We start from the raw sequence: 18,506 nt of genomic DNA on the forward strand, positions 1-18,506 counted from the left end.
CGGGGCGCGCGCCAAGTGGCACGCCCCGGAATGACAAGAGGAGAGGGGCCGCGCGGCTACGCCAGATGCCGCTTCATCTCCGGCCGCGCTTTCAGCTCGGCGCCCTGCTTGCCGACGATCTTCGCAATCCGTTCCGGCGCAAACTTCAGATCGACGAACGCCGGCGCGGTGTTGGCGACCTCGTGATAGCTCACGATCTTGCCGTCGCGCAGCGTCATGATCGCGACGCCCTCGAACATCGCCCGCGCGCCGTTCGCTTCGGCCAAGGTCGAGCGATAGCTGAAAGTGTAGCGCGCATAGAGCGTGGTGCCGTCGGTGACGGGATCATGCATGTCCCAGCGGAAATCGGTCGCCGTGCGATAGAACCAGTCGTCGACCATCGCTGCGATCTTTTCGCGGCCTTCGAAGGCACCGTAGAAGACGTCGTGATAGACGCCGTCCTCGGTGAAGAGATCCGCGAAGGCTTTTCCGTTACGCTGTTCGACGGCGTCGCAAAAGGTGCGCAGCATGGCAGTGGCGGTCATTGGCATTTCTCCCATTCTCGCTCTCCGTCATGCCCCGGCTTGACCGGGGCATCCAGTACGCCGCGGCTTCTCGGCTAAAGCACGATGGCCTCTGGAATACTGGATCGCCCGATCAAAGTCGGGCGATGACACCGAATGTTGCGCGGCAGTCTCACCCGATCTCGGCCACCGCGGCAAGAATGCGGGCGATGTCCTGCGGGCGGGAGAGGCGGTGATCGCCATCCTGGATCATGGTGAGCACGACGTCGTCGGCCGGCAGGCGATGCGTCAGCGCGAAGGCGTGCTGCCAGGGCACATCCGGATCCTGCGCGCCCTGGAGGATGCGGACGGGACAGCCGAGATCGATGGCGCTGCCGAGCACGAGGTGATTGCGGCCCTCCTCGATCAGATTCCGCGTGATCGGATAAGGCGAGCCATCGCCATAGTCCGACGGCCGCAGCCAGAAGCCCTTGGTCTCGATTTCCTTCTTCACCCCGGCCGAAAAATTCTTCCACATCAGCTCCTCGGTGAAATCGGGCGCCGGCGCGATCAGCACCAGGCCCGCAAGCGACGCTTTACTGGCCCGCTTCCTGATCTCGCGCGCGAGCAGCAGCGCCATCCAGCCGCCCATGGAGGAACCGATCAGAACCTGCGGGCCGTCGCAGAACCGCTCGAATACCGCCACGCTGTCCTCGAGCCAGCTTCCGATGGTTCCATCGGCGAAATCGCCGCCGGATTCGCCATGGCCGGAGTAGTCGAACCGGACCGCGGCGCGGCCGTGGTCCGCGGCCCAGGCATCCAGCGCCACGGCCTTGCTGCCCTGCATGTCCGACTTGAACCCGCCGAGCCAGACCAGTCCGGGTCCTCGACCGGCGCGGCTGCGCACCGCGATCCTGCGTGCGGACGGGCCCTCGCCCACATCGATGAAGCCGAGCACGGCTTCGGGAATTGCATTGCTCATGGAACGTTTACTCTGGTTGTTCGGTTTGAGCTGTCTGGATGCGTTCCGAGGCCCAGCCCAGCATCGCTATTGCCCTTTGGGACGCTTGCGGAACAGAAGCAAGGTGTCTATGTCCTGCAGCGTGCCCATGGGCGTGACCAAAATGCCTCGCATTTGAGGCTTTTTCGCCTCCCGCACGCGACTTGCTTGCCCGCAAACGCATCTTCCTTCAGACTAGCCGCCTCTTTCACAATTTTGGAGAACCACCCATTCGCCGTCCCAATAAAGCCCCGCCCGTTGCCAGCAAAGACGGGCCGCGCATCAATGATGATATTCGCAATGCGCAAATCCAGCTGATCGATCAGACCGGTGACAACAAGGGCACGGTCGAAACCGTCATGGCCATCCGTATGGCCCAGGAAGCTGGCATGGATCTGGTCGAGATTTCGCCGAATGTCAGCCCTCCCGTCTGCAAGATCATGGACTACGGGAAGTACAAGTATTCCGCCCAGAAAAAGGCCGCCGAAGCCCGCAAGCGGCAGAAGATCGTCGAGATCAAGGAGATCAAGCTCCGCCCGATGATCGACGACCACGATTACGACGTGAAGATGCGCGCGATGCAGCGGTTCTTCGAAGAGGGTGACAAGGTCAAGATCACGTTGCGCTATCGCGGCCGCGAAATGGCGCACCAGGAGATCGGCACCAAGCTTCTGGACAAGATCAAGAACGACGTCGCCGAGCTCGCCAAGGTCGAGCAGGATGCCAGGTTCGAGGGCCGTCAGGTCGTCATGGTGCTGGCGCCGCGCTGACGTCCGCTTTTCAGGACTGAGAGTTCAACGGCCCGTCCGGATTTCCGGCGGGCCGTTTGTGTATCAGGACCGGGTCGCCTGCCAGGTGCCGCTGCACCGGTCGCCGGAAATGACGCCGCTCCAGGAGCCTGCACCGGCCACCCCGCCGAGCCGGCCGCCCCCGCTGGCGTGGGACGCGCCGACCGAGACCTGGACCGCGACGGCGCCGCCGCGACGAACCGTGCCGGAGACCCGGCCGCCGCCGGCGGACGACACCCGGCCGCCGGTGACGGTGAAGGGGACGCTGTAACCGGAACTGCAATTGCCCCGCGTGGTGGCGAAAGTGACGTTCCAGATGCCGTCATAGCTGCCGATACGGGCATCGGCGGTCGAGGGCAGCATGGCCGTGGCGAGCACGGCAAGCAGCGCCAGGCGGCGCGGGCGGGCGAGGTCCGTCAAGGACGAAAGCGATCGGGGAAAATGGGCCATTTTGGTCTTGCTCCAGGCGACACGGCTTGGACATATGGGTGGTAACTCCGAATAGTCGCCGGGCAGGTTTCGGCGGTTCAGCGTTGCCATTTGGCTTGTCCTCTGTCATAAGCCCAGCCTTCATCGCCCGGCTGATTAAGGGCTGCCGTGGCGGTGTCCGTGCGGGTTTCGCGCTTGTTCGTAAAACCTGAGCACAATCAACGCTCTAACGAGCATTTTTGACGGCCAGCCGCCTTCGCGGGCGGATTTCTGTGGCCATTAGGAGAGCCAAATGCCCAAGCTGAAGACCAAATCGGGCGCTAAAAAGCGCTTCAAGGTGACTGCCACCGGCAAAGTGATGCACGCCCAGCGCGGCAAGCGTCACGGCATGATCAAGCGGACGAAGAAGCAGATCCGTCAGCTGCGCGGCACTCGCGTGCTGTTCAAGACCGACGGCGACAACGTCAAGAAGTACTTCTTGCCGAACGCCTGATCGCGTCCAAGATCGTCGAAGATCATTGCCACCTCCGCCGCGCTCGCGCGGCGATCCGAAAACCAAGTCATCTCTGAAGGATTTTGTCATGTCTCGCGTCAAACGCGGTGTGACCGCCCACGCCAAGCACAAGAAAGTCTACAAGGCCGCCAAGGGTTTCTACGGCCGCCGCAAGAACACCATCCGCGCCGCCAAGCCGGCCGTGGAAAAGGCCCAGCAGTACGCGTTCCGTGATCGCAAGCGCAAGAAGCGGACTTTCCGCGCGCTCTGGATCCAGCGTCTCAACGCCGCCGTGCGTCCGTTCGGCCTGACCTACAGCCGATTTATCGACGGTCTCGCCAAGTCGGGCATCACCGTGGACCGCAAGGTGCTGTCGGATCTCGCGATCCACGAGCCTGCGTCGTTCCAGGCGATCGCCGAGAAGGCCAAGGCGGCGCTGGCCGCCTAAGAGGCTGCTTCAGAGCAAGCCCAGCACTAACGGCCGGCTCCGCCGGCCTTCAGCGCACGTCGCGAGTAACGCTGGGCGACCTCCGCCCGGCAGAAGGCCGTGGCCGAGATATACATGGTGCCGGACTTGTTCCGGTACTTCCGGTCGCAGACCCGCAACTCGCGCTGATAGCTGAGCTTCTGCGGCGTTCTCAGCCGGCCGACAAAATCGGCCTCGCACTTCTTCTCGACCGCTTCGCCGAATTGCACGTCGCCGCTGGCGCCGTATGCGCAAGCATCGAACAGCGTCATGGCACGGTCGCAGCTCGGCGCCGCGTTCAGGACCGCGATGATGTCATCCATCGACGTCGATTTGGCCGGGCATTCCTCCGCGGCGTGAGCCGCGCTCCCCAAAAGAACCAAGCTCAAGCCGACCACCCAGGATCGTAAACGCATCGTCTTCTCCCTCGACTTCAGGTTGGTGCCAGCCATGCCTATAGGGTTCAAATGCCCTGCATTTACGACGGCTATACGGCTTGACGTTCCGGCCCGGCTGCGGCCACAACCGGCAGCGTTTTGAAAGGATCCGACCGTGTCCGACCTCGCCAGTTTCGTCCAATCCATCCTCGCGCAGATCAGTGCTGCCGGGGACGAAGCCGCCCTCGAAGCCGTCCGCGTCGCGTCCCTCGGCAAGAAGGGCTCGATCTCCGCCTTGCTTGCGACGCTCGGCAAGATGTCGCCGGACGAGCGCAAGACGCAAGGCGCGGCGATCAACCAGGCCAAGGACGAGGTCACCCAGGCCCTCGCCGTGCGGCGCGACGTGCTGAAGTCGGCGGCGCTCGACGCGCGGCTCGCATCCGAAACCATCGACGTCACCTTGCCGCTGCGCGATGCGCCGACTGAAGCCGGCCGCATCCATCCGCTGAGCCAGGTCTGGGACGAGTTGACGACGATCTTCGCCGACATGGGATTCTCGGTCGCGGAAGGCCCCGACATCGAGACCGACGACTACAACTTCACCAAGCTGAATTTTCCGGAAGGCCATCCCGCCCGCGAGATGCACGACACCTTCTTCTTCCATCCGAAGGAGGACGGCTCGCGCATGCTGCTGCGAACCCACACCTCGCCGGTGCAGGTGCGCACCATGCTGAGCCAGAAGCCGCCGATCCGCGTGATCTGCCCGGGCCGCACCTACCGCATCGATTCGGACGCGACCCACACGCCGCAATTCCACCAGGTCGAAGGCCTCGTCATCGACAAGCACTCGCATCTCGGCCACCTCAAATGGATCCTGCACGAGTTCTGCAAGGCGTTCTTCGAGGTCGACCACATCAACATGCGCTTCCGGCCGTCGTTCTTCCCGTTCACCGAGCCGTCGCTGGAAGTCGACATCCAGTGCCGCCGCGACAAGGGCGAGATCCGGTTCGGCGAGGGCGAGGACTGGCTCGAGATTCTCGGCTGCGGCATGGTGCATCCGAACGTGCTGCGCGCCTGCGGCATCGATCCCGACGAGTACCAGGGCTTTGCCTGGGGCATGGGCATCGACCGCATCGCGATGCTGAAATACGGCATCGCCGATTTGCGCCAGCTGTTCGACAGCGACGTCCGCTGGCTGTCCCATTACGGCTTCAAGCCGCTCGAAGTGCCGACGCTTGCGGGAGGACTGAGCTCGTGACGACTAAAACTCACGCTCATACCTGGACCATCGAAAAGCTGTCTGCACTCGAGCTTGCGAAACTCAAGGTGGTCCGAGAGAACGCAGAGCGCAACGGAGCAGCTGACCTCGTTGCAATGTGCGATTCGGCGATCGGCCTTCGGAAACCGCCTGCCTCACCACGCATGCGAAAGGCGACCGATACAGAAATCGGAGATCTCGTTACGGAGTATCATTTCGTCTGCAGAAATGATCGCGGGGTGAAGTTCAATTCCGATGGCACTTTTTGGAGCACTTCGTGGGTTGTCGCGGAAGAGGTGCTTCAGAAGAGCCTGAAGTATGGAGCGAAGTTCGCTCTTCATAATTCGAAATCGGAATCTTCCTACCGGCAAGGTGCGATTAAAGATTATCAGCGCATCGACGACTTTGCCGACGGCGAAGTAGAAGCCAGAATTGATTTTCTGGTCGTGCCGGATGATACCCCGCTTGATTGGGCAGGGTCTGGCGCGGGCGAGAAGGGCTACAAGAGAGTTAAATCCTCAGGGATGCGCGCAATCGGCGCCGCGATCGAGAGCGAAACACAATGAAATTCACCCTCTCCTGGCTGAAGGATCATCTCGACACCGACGAGCCCCTGGAAAAGCTCGCCGACAAGCTCACCATGATCGGGCTCGAGGTCGAGAACATCGAGGACAAGGCGAAGGCGCTGAAGCCGTTCACCATCGCGAAGGTGATCTCGGCCGAGCAGCATCCGAATGCGGATCGCCTGCGCGTCTGCATGGTCGACACCGGCGATGGTGGCGCACCGGTGCAGGTCGTGTGCGGCGCGCCGAATGCGCGCACGGGCCTGGTCAGCGTGTTCTCACCGCCGGGGACCTACATTCCCGGCAAGGACATCACGCTCGGTGTCGGCACCATCCGCGGCGTCGAGAGTCGCGGCATGCTGTGCTCGGCGGCCGAGCTCCAGATCTCCAACGACCATGACGGCATCATGGAATTGCCAGCGGATGCGCCGATCGGCGCTGCTTACGCCGCATGGGCGGGCCTCGGTGACCCCGTGGTCGAGATCAATCTGACGCCGAACCGGCAGGACTGCACCGGCGTACACGGCATCGCCCGCGATCTCGCCGCCGCCGACATGGGCAAGTTCAAGGACCCCACGATCAAGCCGATCAAGGGCGAATTCCCGTGCCCTGTGAAGGTCACGGTCGAGGACGCCACGCTGTGTCCGGGCTTCGCGCTGCGCCTCGTGCGCGGGGTGAAGAACGGGCCGTCGCCGGAATGGCTGCAGAAGCAGCTGACCGCGATCGGGCTGCGTCCGATCAATGCGCTGGTCGACATCACCAACTTCATGACCTACGACCGCGCCCGTCCGCTGCACGTGTTCGACGCCAAGAAGGTGAAGGGCAATCTCGTGGTGCGCCGCGCCCGCGACGGCGAGACGCTGCTGGCGCTCGACGGCCGCACCTACAATCTCGATCCCGCCATCTGCGTGATCGCGGACGAGCACGGCGTCGAATCGCTCGCCGGCATCATGGGCGGCGAAGCCTCGGGCTGCGACGAGAACACCACCGACGTGCTGATCGAATCGGCGCTGTGGAACGAGATCAACATCGCCCAGACCGGGCGCAAGCTCGGCATCAATTCGGACGCGCGCTACCGCTTCGAGCGCGGCGTCGATCCGGCCTTCATGGTGCCGGGGCTGGAGCTCGCGACCAAGCTCGTGATGGAGATGTGCGGCGGCGCGCCGTCGGAGAACGTCGTGGTCGGCAACGCTTTCGGCGACGACCGCGTGATCGATTTCCCGGTTACCGAGGTCAAGCGGCTGTCCGGCATCGAGGTGCCGCAGCCGGAGATGAAGCGCATCCTGACCCATCTCGGCTTCATGATGGCCGGCCCGGGTCCGGTGGTGAAGGTCGCGGTGCCCTCGTGGCGCACCGATGTGCATGGCAAGGCCGACATCGTCGAGGAGATCGTACGCATCTACGGCGTCGACAAGGTGCCGATGACGCCGTTCGAGCGCGGCGAGGACGCGCGCAAGCCGGTGCTGACGCCGCTGCAGCTCCGCACCCGCCGCGCCAAGCGCGCACTCGCGAGCCGCGGCATCATCGAAGCGGTGACCTGGTCCTTCATCACGAAGTCTGCAGCAACCCTGTTCGGCGGCGGCCAGCGCGAGCTCGAAGTCGCCAACCCGATCGCCTCGGATCTGTCCGACATGCGGCCGACCCTGTTGGCGGGCCTGATCGCGGCGGCGCAGGCCAATGCCGATCGCGGCTTTGGCGATGTCGCGCTGTTCGAGGTCGGCCAGGTGTTCAAAGGCGACCGCCCGCAGGATCAGTTCATGGCGGCCAGCGGCGTGCGCCGCGGCTTTGCTTCGTCCGAAGGTCTGGGACGGCATTGGTCGGGTTCGGCGCAGGCCGAATTGTTCGACGCCAAGGCCGACGCGCTCGCGGTGCTTGCCGTTGCCGGTGCACCGATGCAGGCGCTGCAGATCGTCGCGGGCGGACCGGCTTGGCTGCATCCGGGGCGTTCCGGCACGATCCAGATCGGCCCGCAGAACGTGCTCGGCTATTTCGGCGAGATGCATCCGCGCGCGCTCGAGGCGCTCGGCGCCGACGGCCCGCTGATGGTGTTCGAGGTGATCCTCGACCGCATCCCCGAGGCGAAGAAGAAGCCGACCCGCGCCAAGCCCCTGATCGAGCTTTCGGCCTTCCAGCCTGTGTCGCGCGATTTCGCCTTCATTGTCGACCGCACCGTCAAGGCCGGCGACATCGTTCGCGCCGCGCAAGGCGTCGACAAGAAGCTGATCACCGGCGTGAATGTCTTCGACGTCTACGAGGGCAAGGGCATCGATGACGGCAAGAAGTCGATCGCGATCGCCGTGACGATCCAGCCGCGCGAGAAGACGCTGACCGATCAGGAGATCGAGGCCGTCGCCGGGAAGATCGTGGCGGAAGTCACGAAGAAGACCGGCGGCGTCTTGCGCGGATGACCCTTGCGGATGTTCTTCCGAAGGACGTCAGCCTCACCATTGCGATGGCGCTCTGCGCCGTCGCTTTCGTTTCGGGCACCGCGCGCGGGTTCTCCGGCTTCGGCTCGGCGCTGATCTTCATGCCGCTGGCGAGCAGCATCGCGGCGCCGCGTCTCGTTGCCGCGCTGCTCCTCGTGATCGATTTCGTCGCGGCCCTGCCGCTGCTGCCCGACGCGTGGCGGAAGGCGGACCGCAAGGCCACCGCGGTGATCGTGCTGGGCGCGCTGGTCGGCGTGCCGGTGGGCACCTATTTCCTCAGCGTGCTCGAGCCCGTCACGACGCGCTGGATCATCTCCTGCTTCGTCGCCGCGCTGTTGCTGCTGCTGCTGTCCGGCTGGCGCTATCGCGGCAAGGACCATGCCTGGCTTTCGGTCGGCATCGGCGGCCTCTCGGGCTTCTGTAGCGGACTGGCGCAGACCGGCGGCCCGCCGATCGTCGGCTACTGGCTCGGCCGCCCCATCGCCCCGATCGTCGCGCGAGCCAATATCGTGCTGTTCTTCGGCGCGTCGGATTTCTTCTCGATGGTCAGCTACGCGACGACCGGCCTGATCTCGCGCGAGTCGCTGGTGCTGTCGCTGATCGTCGGCCCGGTCTATGCGATAGGCGTCGCGTTCGGTGCGTCGCTGTTCGGCCGCGCCAGCGAAAAAGTGTTTCGCGCGATTTGCTACGGCCTGATCGCGATGGCGGTGATCGCGGGGCTGCCGGTGCTGGACAGGATTTTGCGCTAATTGCTCTACTGTCGCGGCGCGCGGCGCTTCTTCGTCGACTGCGTCGGCACGTCGGCCGACTCGTCCTTGAGCGCGCCGATCTTGCGCAAGGCCGCATCGGCTGCGCGCTCGCCGCTTTCCCAGGCGCCGTCGACGGTGCCCCACAGCGTCTCGTGCGTGGCTTCGCCGGCGAGGAACATGTTGCCGATCGGCTCGGTCAGGATTTTTCGCGAGAGCTGCCCGCCGGGCGAGGACGCCGACATCGCGCCCATCACGAAAGGCGAGGCGTTCCAGCGCGTCGCGGTGGTCTTTTGCACGGCGGCCGCCGCCTCGCTGCCGAACAGCTTCGTGATCCATTCCCTGGCGAAGGCGATCATCGCCTTCTCGCCCTGCTCGGAGAGATCGCGGCCGAACGAGCCGCCGACATCGATAGAACACAGTGAGGAGCCGCCGATATTGGCGAGCATCAGCGCCGTGCGCGTCGAATTGCTCTGCTCGATGAGGATGTCGTCGCGCGAGAGCCCCAGCGGATTACCCGGCAGTTGCAGCACGATGCGATCGTAGCTGCCGAGCGTGAGCTTCGACGCCGCGTCGAGCGTGCGCTTGGGAATATCAGGCCCGAACTTGATCGCGCCCGACGTCAGCACATTGGTCGAGACCGTGACGATGGCGGCGCGTGCGGCGATCCTGCCGGATGGCGTCTCCACACTGACATCGCGATTGCTCCAGACAATCCTGCTCACCGGCGTCGACAGCGCCACCGGCGCCTGTTCGCCGAGCCTGGTGATCAGGGTCCCCAGGCCCTGGCGGCAGGCGATCGCGGTGTTGCGGTCCTGCGCACGCGCCTTGTCGATCGCCGACAGCTCCTTGAGGTCTTTGCCCGCAAAGCTCGCACCAAGCACGAATTCGGCCGCACCGGCCCAGTCGCCGAGATCCTTCGGCAGCACCGAGGCGCAGGCCGTATCGAGCTTGCCGCGCCCGGCCTCGTCGATGGCGCGGTTGGCGCGCACCAGCGCCGCCAGGAACTGTTCGGTCTCGCCCGCGCGCGCATTGCGGCGGCCGATACGCATCTTCTGGCCGGTCAGTGCCGGCAGCACGTCGAGCCCGGCACTGCGCGCCAGCCGGATCATCGGATTGGTCTCGGGATTGTGCATCCAGCGCGCGCCGCGATCGAACGGCACGTCGAAGGTCGTGCTGTCCGTGATACAGCGGCCGCCGATCTGGGATGCCGCTTCTACCACCACGACCTTGCGGTTGGCCGCCATGATGCGCCGCGCCGCGGCAATTCCGGCCGCTCCCGCGCCGATCACGACGATGTCAGCCTCGCGCGGCAGGGGTGCGGCAGTCGCGCGCAGGACCGGCATCGCGGCAAGGGCCGCCGACGCCGATAGGAAGCTGCGGCGCGTGATTGTCATGTCATGGTTTCCGGGAACTTGCGGCGAACGGGAACAGCCCGCGAACCTTGCTGCATCTGGTGTTGCACGGCAACCATCATGGTGAATCAATCGTGCTTGATCTCACAGAGTGATGAACCGAATTGCAACACGTTTCGACCATGATAGAGAAGGGAAAAAGGCGGCCGGAAAAGGCCGTGGGGGGAGTTTGAAATGGGGACGGTTCTGGACTCAGTCGGCAAGCTGATTGCCGCGTACCTCTCGAAGGAGGTGCCGGGCTACGAGCCGTTCACGCCGAGCGACCCGGAGCACCTGCGCGGCGTCATCGAGCCTGGCGACGTGCTGCTGGTCGAGGGCAACAACCGCATCTCCGGCATCATCAAATATCTGACGCAGTCGACCTGGTCCCATGCCGCGCTCTATGTCGGTCCGGTCGAGGGCGCCACGGAGCCCAACGGCGAGCCGCATGTGCTGATCGAGGCCAATATCGGCGAGGGCGTCACCTCGGCGCCGCTGTCGAAATATTTCCCGTATCACACTCGCGTCTGCCGCCCGGTCGGGCTGTCCTATGAGGACCGCACCACGGTCTGCCGCTATGCGATCAACCGCATCGGCTTCGGCTATGACACCAAGAACATCGTCGACCTGATGCGCTTCCTGTTCCCATTGCCGATCCCGCAACGCTGGCGGCGGCGCATGATCTCGATCGGTTCGGGCGATCCGACAAAAATCATCTGCTCGGCGCTGATCGCGCAGGCCTTCGATGCCGTGCGCTATCCGATCCTGCCGAAGATCACCAAGGCCGGCAGCCGCGCCGCCCGCCGCGAGATCCTGCACATCCGCGATTCCTCGCTCTACATGCCCCGCGACTTCGACATCTCGCCCTATTTCGAAGTCGTCAAACCCACCATCGTGCACGGCTTCGACTACACCGCACTGCACTGGGCCGACAAGCAGAAGCCGCTCGAGGAGGTAGCGGGCACATTCAGTGTGTTTCCAGAAGCGCTCAGTGCGCCGCCGCTCGTTCCTGAGACGGTTGACGAAGAAGCGCCGGCTGAAGTTCCGGCTGAAGAAGTGAGCGCGCAGCCTGCCGAGATGGGCGCCGCCTGCTCCGAGCATTTTGTGCTGCTGAACGAGCTCGCGATGTACCGCGCACGAGGACGGGCGCGGGAGATGGCGGCGTAGCCCCGCTGTCGTCCCCGCGAACGCGGGGACCCATACCGCGTAATCTATCGAGTGCGGGCAGTCTTTGTACCGACCCGGGATCAACTTCTAGTCTTCGCCAAACCCCTCCCTGGGGTTATGGGTCCCCTGCGTTCGCAGGGACGACACCTGTGGGCGTGGTGCGATCTCGCATCAACAACCTTCATTGCGGGCGTAGCCAAGCAATGACGATGGTGAGAGCCTACCGCTCCGCCCGCCCGATCACCGCCATCAGCTCCGCGATCTTCTCGCGCTGATCGGCCTTGTCGCCGCTCGCGATCGCGTGCTCGACGCAATGGGCGACGTGATCCTTCAGAACCTCTTCCTCGACCCGGCGCAGCGCGGCACGCACGGCCGAAATCTGCGTCACGATGTCGATGCAGTAGCGGTCCTCCTCGACCATCTTCGAGAGGCCGCGAACCTGACCCTCGATCCGGCCAAGACGTTTTCCGACGGATGCCTTGATGTCCTTGCGCATGCGCTCTATATACCCCCCTAGGGTATATGTTGCAAGGCCGGAGCATGGCAATGAACGACGCCGACCACGGGCACCATCACACGTCGGAAACACCTTCCGGATGCGGCTGTTCCGCCAAGGCTGCTTCCGAGACCGCCCCCAAGGCTGCCCCACCGGCCGACAAGCCCGCAGCGTCCTCCTGCTGCGGCGGGCACGGCGATCATGCCCATCATCACGCGCATGACCATGGCGCCGCCGCGACCAAGGTCCTCGATCCCGTCTGCGGCATGACGGTCGATCCCGCGACCTCGAAGCATCACCACACACATCACGGCGAGACCTTCCATTTCTGCTCGGCCGGCTGCCGCACCAAATTCGCTGCCGATCCCGCAAAGTATCTCACCAGAGAGAAGGCGCCCGAACCCGAGATGCCGGCGGGCACGATCTACACCTGCCCAATGCATCCGGAGATCCGCCAGGTCGGACCCGGCAGCTGCCCGATCTGTGGCATGGCGCTGGAGCCGGAGATCGCGAGCCTGGAGACCGGACCCAATCCGGAACTCGCCGACATGACGCGGCGGTTCTGGATCGGTGGCGCGCTGGCACTGCCGGCGGTGGTGCTGGAGATGGGCGGCCATCTCGCCGGCCCTCACGACTGGATCGATCCGGCGCTGTCGAACTGGATCCAGCTCGCCTTCGCCACGCCCGCCGTGCTGTGGGCCGGCTGGCCGTTCTTCGTCCGCGGCTGGCAGTCTCTGGTCACCCGCAACCTCAACATGTTCACGCTGATCGCGATGGGCACGGGCGTCGCCTATGTCTACAGCGTCGTCGCGACTGTCGCGCCGCAGATTTTCCCGGCGACCTTCCGCAGTCATGATGGCGCCGTTGCCGTCTATTTCGAGCCCGCCGCTGTGATCACCGTGCTGGTGCTGCTCGGCCAGGTGCTGGAGCTGCGCGCCCGCGACGCGACGTCGGGCGCGATCAAGGCGCTGTTGCAGCTTGCGCCAAAAACCGCGCGCCGCGTCGATGCCGATGGCGGCGAGCATGAGGTCGAAATCGAGCAGCTCCACGCCGGCGACCATTTGCGCGTCCGTCCCGGCGAGAAGGTGCCAGTCGACGGAATTATCCTCGAGGGACGCTCCGCGCTCGACGAATCCCTCGTCACCGGCGAATCGATGCCGGTCACCAAGGAGCCAGGTGCGAAAGTTATCGCCGGCACGCTCAACCAGTCGGGCGGCTTCATCATGCGCGCCGACAAGGTCGGGCGCGAGACCCTGCTGTCGCAGATCGTGCAGATGGTCGCGGACGCGCAGCGCTCGCGCGCGCCGATCCAGCGGCTGGCCGATCAGGTCGCGGGCTGGTTCGTGCCGACCGTGATCGCCGTTGCCATCGCCGCCTTTGCCGCCTGGGCCTGGTTCGGACCGGAGCCGCGGCTGGCGTTCGGCCTCGTTGCTGCCGTCAGCGTGCTGATCATCGCCTGCCCCTGTGCGCTGGGCCTGGCGACCCCGATGTCGATCATGGTCGGCGTCGGCCGCGGCGCGCAGGCGGGCGTGCTGATCAAGAACGCCGAGGCGCTGGAGCGGATGGAGAAGATCGACACGCTGGTGGTCGACAAGACCGGCACGCTGACCGAGGGCAAGCCGAAGGTGGTCGCGATCGTTCCGGCTGCCGGCTTTGCGGAGGACGACATCCTCCGTATTGCCGCCAGCGTCGAGCGCGCCAGCGAGCATCCCCTCGCCGACGCCATCGTGCGCGCCGCGAAGGAGAAGCAACTCACCCTCGCTCAGGTCGAACAGTTCGACTCGCCGACGGGCAAGGGCGCGACCGGAATAATCGACGGCAGGAGCATCGTGCTCGGCAACGCAAAATACCTGGGGTCGATCGGCATCGACACCGGAGCGCTCGATGCCGAGGCCGAACGGATGCGCCAGGACGGCGCCACCGTGATCAACATGGCCGTCGACGGCAAGCTGGCCGGCCTGTTCGCGATCGCCGATCCGGTCAAGGCCTCGACCCCGGAAGCGCTGAAGGCGCTGGCCGATGAAGGCATCAAGGTCATCATGCTGACCGGCGACAACCGCACGACGGCGGAAGCGGTGGCGCGCCGGCTCGGTATCGCCGAGGTCGAGGCCGAGGTTCTGCCCGACCAGAAGAGCGCGGTGGTGACGAAGCTGCAAAAGGCCGGGCGCAGCGTCGCGATGGCGGGCGACGGCGTCAACGACGCGCCGGCGCTGGCGGCCGCCGAGGTCGGCATCGCCATGGGCACAGGCACGGACGTGGCGATGGAGAGCGCCGGCGTCACCCTGCTGGGCGGTGATCTCACCGGCATCGTGCGTGCGCGAAGACTGTCGCAGGCGACCATGAGCAACATCCGGCAAAACCTGTTCTTCGCTTTCATCTACAACGCCGCCGGCATTCCGATCGCGGCGGGGATTCTCTATCCGACCTTCGGCGTGCTGATGTCGCCGATCATCGCGGCGGCGGCGATGGCGCTGTCCTCGGTAAGCGTGGTCGGCAATGCCCTGCGGCTGCGCGCGACGAAATTATGAAGGAACTGCGTAGCCCGGATGGAGCGAAGCGAAATCCGGGATCCTGCCCACATATTGGCACCGTCCCGGATTGCGCTTCGCTCCATCCGGGCTACGGTTCACGGGACACAGGCGAGACGCGGGGAGCATCTGATGCAGCGGATTACGATCACCATCGAGGACGATCTTTTGGCGGAGATCGACGCGGCGGCGGAAGCGCGCGGCTACCAGAACCGCTCCGAGATCATCCGCGACCTCGCACGCGCCGGCCTGCAACAGAGCACCGAGGACACCGCACAGACCGGCCCCTGCGTCGCCGGCCTCGTCTACGTCTACGACCACGCCGCGCGTGATCTCTCGAAACGCCTCGTGCAGGAATTCCACGGCCACCACGAGCTCGCGCTGGCCACCCTGCACGTCCATCTCGACGACAACAATTGCATGGAGATGACGGCGCTGCGCGGCGACGCCGGCGAGGTCAGGCATTTCGCCGACCACATCATCGCCGAACGCGGCGTCCGCTACGGCCGCGTGGTGATGATCCCGACCGGTGAAGGGAAGCAGGCGAAGGTGCGCAAGCACGGACACCGGCACGAGTAGGAGCGAGCCGCACACGCGCTTAACCCTCTCCCCTTGTGGGAGAGGGTGGCTCACCGCGCAGCGGTGAGACGGGTGAGGGGTATTTCTCCGCGAATTCTGAACTCGCGGAAGCATACCCCTCATCCGGCGCTTCGCGCCACCTTCTCCCACAACGGGAGAAGGAAGAGACAACCTCACGCCGAGAGTAAATTCTGCAGCGCTTCGCCATTGGGGACGCCGAGGCCGGAGCAGGCGTCCCAGCCGGGGCCGGCCTTGTACATGCCGTGCAGATCGCCGGTGATGTCATTGTTGCCGACCGTGATGTCGCGGAACACGCCTTGTGTGTGCGCGGCATAGATCAGCGGGTTGATGAAGCCGACGGTCTTGCCGAATTTCTTCGTCGTCGCCTCGTTGATGCGGGCGATCAACCCCGCCATCAGCGGCGCCACAGCACTTGTGCCACCGATGGTGGTGCCGACGCCGTTGAGGAAGATCTGATAGCCGGTCGCAGGATCGGCATCGCCGGCAACATCGGGCACCCCGCGGCCGTTGTGATGCGTCGGTGATTTCGGCACATGGGCCTGGGCCTGGTATTGCGGCCGCGGGAACACGACGCTGACGCCGCCGCCGCCTGCTCCGCCCTGCGGCCCGCCGTTCCAGACCACCTCGTTGATCTGGCCGTTCGGCGCCTTCAGATTGGTGCCGCCGCAGGCGAGTGCAAACGGGCTCGAGGCCGGGAAATCTGCATGTGGCTTGCCGTCCCAGTCCGCACCCATGTCAGCCGAACCATTGTCGCCGGAGGCAACGCAGACGGTGACGCCCATCGCGGCGGCGTCGCGGATCGCCTCGTTCAGGCCGTCGACGAATTGCTGCGAGCCTTCCTGGTCTTCCGGCCCGCCCCAGCTGATCGAGATCACCGAAGGTTTTCGCGCGGTGTCGTGGACGGCGGCCTTGACCGCATCGATGAAGCCGTTGGTGGTGTTGGGCGCGAAATAGACCACGATCCTGGCGCCGGGCGCGATCGCACCGGCCACCTCGATGTCGAGCACGACCTCGCCGTCGGCGTCCGAATGGCCGGGCTTGTTGGCGCCGCCGTCGACGCTCGCGGGTGCGATCTTCGGCATCGCGATGCCCGCCTTCTTGAAGAAGGTGCGCAGGTCTGACGTTTTGTAGCCGGCGCCCGTGGGATGGCCCTTCTGGTCGATGTCGTTGAGCTCGATGATGGCGATGCACTGGCCGGCGCCGGTCTCGCCGCCCGGGAAATTGTAGAGCTGGGCGATCTGATCGACCGAGAAGCTGCCGCCCTGCGCGGCGCGTGCGGCTGCGCCCTTCTGCGGCAGCTTGCGGCGGAAGTGGGGTTGCGCCACCGGCCGGTTGTCCAGGCCGTGCACGCCGACCACGATACCTGCGAGCTCGGCCGGGATCTGCACGCTACCTTTACGCATGCGATGGGTCGCGCCCTCGTATCTGACCTTGTTGAGCTTGACGCCGAAGGCTGCGCTCATGGCCTTCACCGTCCCGGTCAGCTTCACGGTGCGGGACGCCAGATGCACGCTCTTGACGTTGAGATCGTGGTGATGAGCGAAATCGTCGATCTTGGCGACGTCGGCGGTATCCGCGCCCATCTCTGCGCCGAACTCGGCACGCGAGAGATACTGCCGCTCGCGCGGCGGTTGCGCGCCGAGCGTCATCACCTGCTCATCGTCGGCACGCTTCGCGCGCAGGCGGACGCTGATCTCGATTTCCTGCTTGGGATCGGCCGCGCCGACGAGCTTGGCCCCCTTCGGCAATTTCCGTGCGCTGTTCGCCAGCGTCACGCGCGTGGTCGAGCTTGCCATGACTTCCTCCGTTTGTGATTGGAAGGCAGATTGTCGCACCTCAACTATAGGTGTAATCTCAAACCCAAATTGGTTCAGGCATTTGAGCGATATTTTTTCAGAAAACCTCTTGTTTGGCAGGGGCAACATCCGACTGGCTCAGATCGGCACGGAATCGGTCAATATTCACGACCATTCGACGACAAGGATTTCGATTTAAAATTGCAACCGTTGGCTTGTCTGGCCGACCAACGGAAGACGTTTGTCGAAATCAGACGTCTGGAAATCAATTTGGCGGAGACAATGCGATGCGTGCTGACCGCAAATGGGTTGAGAGAAATCTCGGTTTTGATCCGATCACGACGCCGCCCCCGCCCGACACCTTCGTGGTGAAGCGCGTGGCCAAGGGCGCGGTGAAGAAATCCGCGAAGGTCTCGACCGAGGACTTTCGGCGCGAGATCATCGATTTCGATTCGGAATCGAGCGAGGGCCGCGAGTTCATGGCCTTCTCGACCTCAACCGGGCTGTCGCGCTTCACCGACATTGCCTGGCCGAAGGGGCTGGCGCCGCAAACCGGGCCGAAGCCGAAAGGCAACGGCAAGGGACCGTTGCCGCGCGCCGACGTGCTGGTCGTGACCTGGACCGTCGACGAGGGGCACGCCCTCAGCCGCGTGCTGACGCCGGGCAAGGACTCCCGCAACGATTACGTACCCTATACGCACAATTACGCGGCCATCTCCAAGAAGATGCGCAACGGGTGTCCGGCCAAGGAGCTGAAACGGCTCGGCACCTACTGGACCACCACGATCGGCAAGAAGAAGGTCGTGATCTTCAAATCCGATTCGCACATGTCGCAGGACGGCCCGCAGCTGCCGAACATCGACGTCTGGCGCCAGATCATCACCGAGGTGCAGCCGACGCTCGTCATCACCACGGGCACGGCCGGCGGCATCGGCAGGGAATTCGAGGTCGGCGACGTCGTCGTCAGTCCGATCGTTCGCTTCGACTGCCTGTCGAAGTTCAAGAAGCAGCCGTTCGCGCAGGAGCATTTTTCCAGCAGAACCGCCGTGACGAAGAAGTTCGCGCAGGCCAAGACGCTGTTCAAGGCCAATGCCGGGCAATTGCCGAAGGACAATACAAGGGCGCCGAAGATCTTCGTCGTGAAGCCGAGCGGCCTGTCCTCCTCCGTGGTCACCACCGACTTCTTCGGCTTCGACACCTCGGACGACCACTTCCATCTCCAGGGGCTCGGCGACGTCTCCGAAATGGGCGATGCCATCCTTGGCCTGGTCGCGCAGGAGATGGGCGACAAGGCACCGCGCTGGCTCGCGATCCGCAACGTTTCCGATCCGCAGATCAAGGCCGAAGGCACCCTGCAGCAGCAGGAGCAGATCGCCGCCCAGATCTACAAGGGGTTCGGCCGCTGGAGCACGGTCTGTAGCGCCATCACCTGCTGGGCCAGCATCGCGGCGGAGCCGTAGCGAGCGATCCGGCCAGCGCAGACGACAAAGGACGGGC

Annotated in this window: 18 protein-coding genes; 11 read left to right on the forward strand and 7 right to left on the reverse strand. The window is 64.7% G+C overall.

Annotation, left to right across the window (positions count from 1 at the left end; translation table 11 throughout):
- Positions 1 to 56 precede the first annotated feature (56 nt).
- Together IVB46_RS31795 and IVB46_RS31800 are read right to left on the reverse strand one after the other, a co-directional pair.
- A complete protein-coding gene (locus IVB46_RS31795; protein WP_247306278.1) occupies positions 57 to 524 on the reverse strand; it encodes a nuclear transport factor 2 family protein in 468 nt (155 codons plus the stop codon).
- A 151-nt stretch (positions 525 to 675) separates the two neighbouring features.
- The gene (locus tag IVB46_RS31800; protein ID WP_247306294.1) at positions 676 to 1,464 is read right to left on the reverse strand and encodes an alpha/beta hydrolase; all 789 of its coding nucleotides are present in this window, start codon (positions 1,462 to 1,464) and stop codon (positions 676 to 678) included.
- Between the two features lie 248 nt (positions 1,465 to 1,712).
- Here IVB46_RS31800 and infC point away from each other — a divergent pair, with 248 nt between their 5' ends.
- Positions 1,713 to 2,252: a translation initiation factor IF-3 gene (gene infC / locus IVB46_RS31805; protein WP_071917037.1), complete on the forward strand. Its 540-nt coding sequence runs from the start codon at positions 1,713 to 1,715 to the stop codon at positions 2,250 to 2,252.
- A 63-nt stretch (positions 2,253 to 2,315) separates the two neighbouring features.
- On the opposite strand, the gene IVB46_RS31810 is transcribed toward infC, so the two are convergent.
- On the reverse strand, positions 2,316 to 2,720 hold the full coding sequence (locus IVB46_RS31810) for a hypothetical protein (protein WP_247306298.1): 405 nt from the start codon (positions 2,718 to 2,720) through the stop codon (positions 2,316 to 2,318).
- A gap of 271 nt (positions 2,721 to 2,991) precedes the next feature.
- On the opposite strand from IVB46_RS31810, the gene rpmI reads away from it, so the two are divergent.
- Both rpmI and rplT read left to right on the forward strand, forming a co-directional pair.
- Positions 2,992 to 3,192: a 50S ribosomal protein L35 gene (rpmI, locus tag IVB46_RS31815; RefSeq protein ID WP_008539890.1), complete on the forward strand. Its 201-nt coding sequence runs from the start codon at positions 2,992 to 2,994 to the stop codon at positions 3,190 to 3,192.
- An 88-nt stretch (positions 3,193 to 3,280) separates the two neighbouring features.
- A complete protein-coding gene (gene rplT / locus IVB46_RS31820; RefSeq protein WP_014490867.1) occupies positions 3,281 to 3,640 on the forward strand; it encodes a 50S ribosomal protein L20 in 360 nt (119 codons plus the stop codon).
- A gap of 26 nt (positions 3,641 to 3,666) precedes the next feature.
- Here the strand turns inward: rplT and IVB46_RS31825 are convergent, their stop codons facing one another.
- Entirely contained in the window at positions 3,667 to 4,074 is a 408-nt protein-coding gene (locus IVB46_RS31825; protein ID WP_028148823.1) for a hypothetical protein, read from the reverse strand.
- A gap of 136 nt (positions 4,075 to 4,210) precedes the next feature.
- Here IVB46_RS31825 and pheS point away from each other — a divergent pair, with 136 nt between their 5' ends.
- From pheS to IVB46_RS31845, 4 genes are read left to right on the forward strand one after another with little or no spacing between them, the layout of a single operon-like run.
- Entirely contained in the window at positions 4,211 to 5,293 is a 1,083-nt protein-coding gene (gene pheS, locus IVB46_RS31830) for a phenylalanine--tRNA ligase subunit alpha (RefSeq protein WP_247344240.1), read from the forward strand.
- Complete coding sequence (locus tag IVB46_RS31835; protein ID WP_247306304.1) at positions 5,290 to 5,859, forward strand: hypothetical protein; 570 nt, start codon at positions 5,290 to 5,292, stop codon at positions 5,857 to 5,859. The genes pheS and IVB46_RS31835 overlap by 4 nt, the downstream gene beginning before the upstream one ends.
- Positions 5,856 to 8,264, forward strand: a complete 2,409-nt coding sequence (pheT, locus tag IVB46_RS31840; protein ID WP_247306307.1) for a phenylalanine--tRNA ligase subunit beta — start codon at positions 5,856 to 5,858, stop codon at positions 8,262 to 8,264. Before IVB46_RS31835 ends, pheT begins: the two co-directional genes overlap by 4 nt.
- Positions 8,261 to 9,031, forward strand: coding sequence for a sulfite exporter TauE/SafE family protein (locus tag IVB46_RS31845; RefSeq protein ID WP_247344243.1), 771 nt, complete (start codon positions 8,261 to 8,263; stop codon positions 9,029 to 9,031). The genes pheT and IVB46_RS31845 overlap by 4 nt, the downstream gene beginning before the upstream one ends.
- Before the next feature lie 5 nt (positions 9,032 to 9,036).
- Here IVB46_RS31845 and IVB46_RS31850 read toward each other — a convergent pair whose 3' ends face one another.
- On the reverse strand, positions 9,037 to 10,425 hold the full coding sequence (locus IVB46_RS31850) for an NAD(P)/FAD-dependent oxidoreductase (RefSeq protein WP_247306311.1): 1,389 nt from the start codon (positions 10,423 to 10,425) through the stop codon (positions 9,037 to 9,039).
- Between the two features lie 192 nt (positions 10,426 to 10,617).
- Here IVB46_RS31850 and IVB46_RS31855 point away from each other — a divergent pair, with 192 nt between their 5' ends.
- Positions 10,618 to 11,589: a YiiX/YebB-like N1pC/P60 family cysteine hydrolase gene (locus tag IVB46_RS31855; protein WP_247306314.1), complete on the forward strand. Its 972-nt coding sequence runs from the start codon at positions 10,618 to 10,620 to the stop codon at positions 11,587 to 11,589.
- 220 nt (positions 11,590 to 11,809) lie between these two features.
- Here IVB46_RS31855 and IVB46_RS31860 read toward each other — a convergent pair whose 3' ends face one another.
- On the reverse strand, positions 11,810 to 12,085 hold the full coding sequence (locus IVB46_RS31860; protein ID WP_007598521.1) for a metal-sensitive transcriptional regulator: 276 nt from the start codon (positions 12,083 to 12,085) through the stop codon (positions 11,810 to 11,812).
- A gap of 50 nt (positions 12,086 to 12,135) precedes the next feature.
- On the opposite strand from IVB46_RS31860, the gene IVB46_RS31865 reads away from it, so the two are divergent.
- The gene (locus tag IVB46_RS31865) at positions 12,136 to 14,613 is read left to right on the forward strand and encodes a heavy metal translocating P-type ATPase (protein WP_247306317.1); all 2,478 of its coding nucleotides are present in this window, start codon (positions 12,136 to 12,138) and stop codon (positions 14,611 to 14,613) included.
- A 132-nt stretch (positions 14,614 to 14,745) separates the two neighbouring features.
- Positions 14,746 to 15,192, forward strand: coding sequence for a nickel-responsive transcriptional regulator NikR (gene nikR / locus IVB46_RS31870; protein ID WP_247306320.1), 447 nt, complete (start codon positions 14,746 to 14,748; stop codon positions 15,190 to 15,192).
- A gap of 173 nt (positions 15,193 to 15,365) precedes the next feature.
- On the opposite strand, the gene IVB46_RS31875 is transcribed toward nikR, so the two are convergent.
- Positions 15,366 to 17,009, reverse strand: coding sequence for a S53 family peptidase (locus tag IVB46_RS31875; protein WP_208067814.1), 1,644 nt, complete (start codon positions 17,007 to 17,009; stop codon positions 15,366 to 15,368).
- Between the two features lie 287 nt (positions 17,010 to 17,296).
- Between IVB46_RS31875 and IVB46_RS31880 the strand changes: the two genes are divergently transcribed.
- Positions 17,297 to 18,469, forward strand: coding sequence for a hypothetical protein (locus tag IVB46_RS31880; protein ID WP_135214002.1), 1,173 nt, complete (start codon positions 17,297 to 17,299; stop codon positions 18,467 to 18,469).
- Positions 18,470 to 18,506 lie beyond the last annotated feature (37 nt).

This window comes from Bradyrhizobium sp. 61 (genome assembly GCF_023073075.1).
GTDB lineage: Bacteria > Pseudomonadota > Alphaproteobacteria > Rhizobiales > Xanthobacteraceae > Bradyrhizobium > Bradyrhizobium barranii.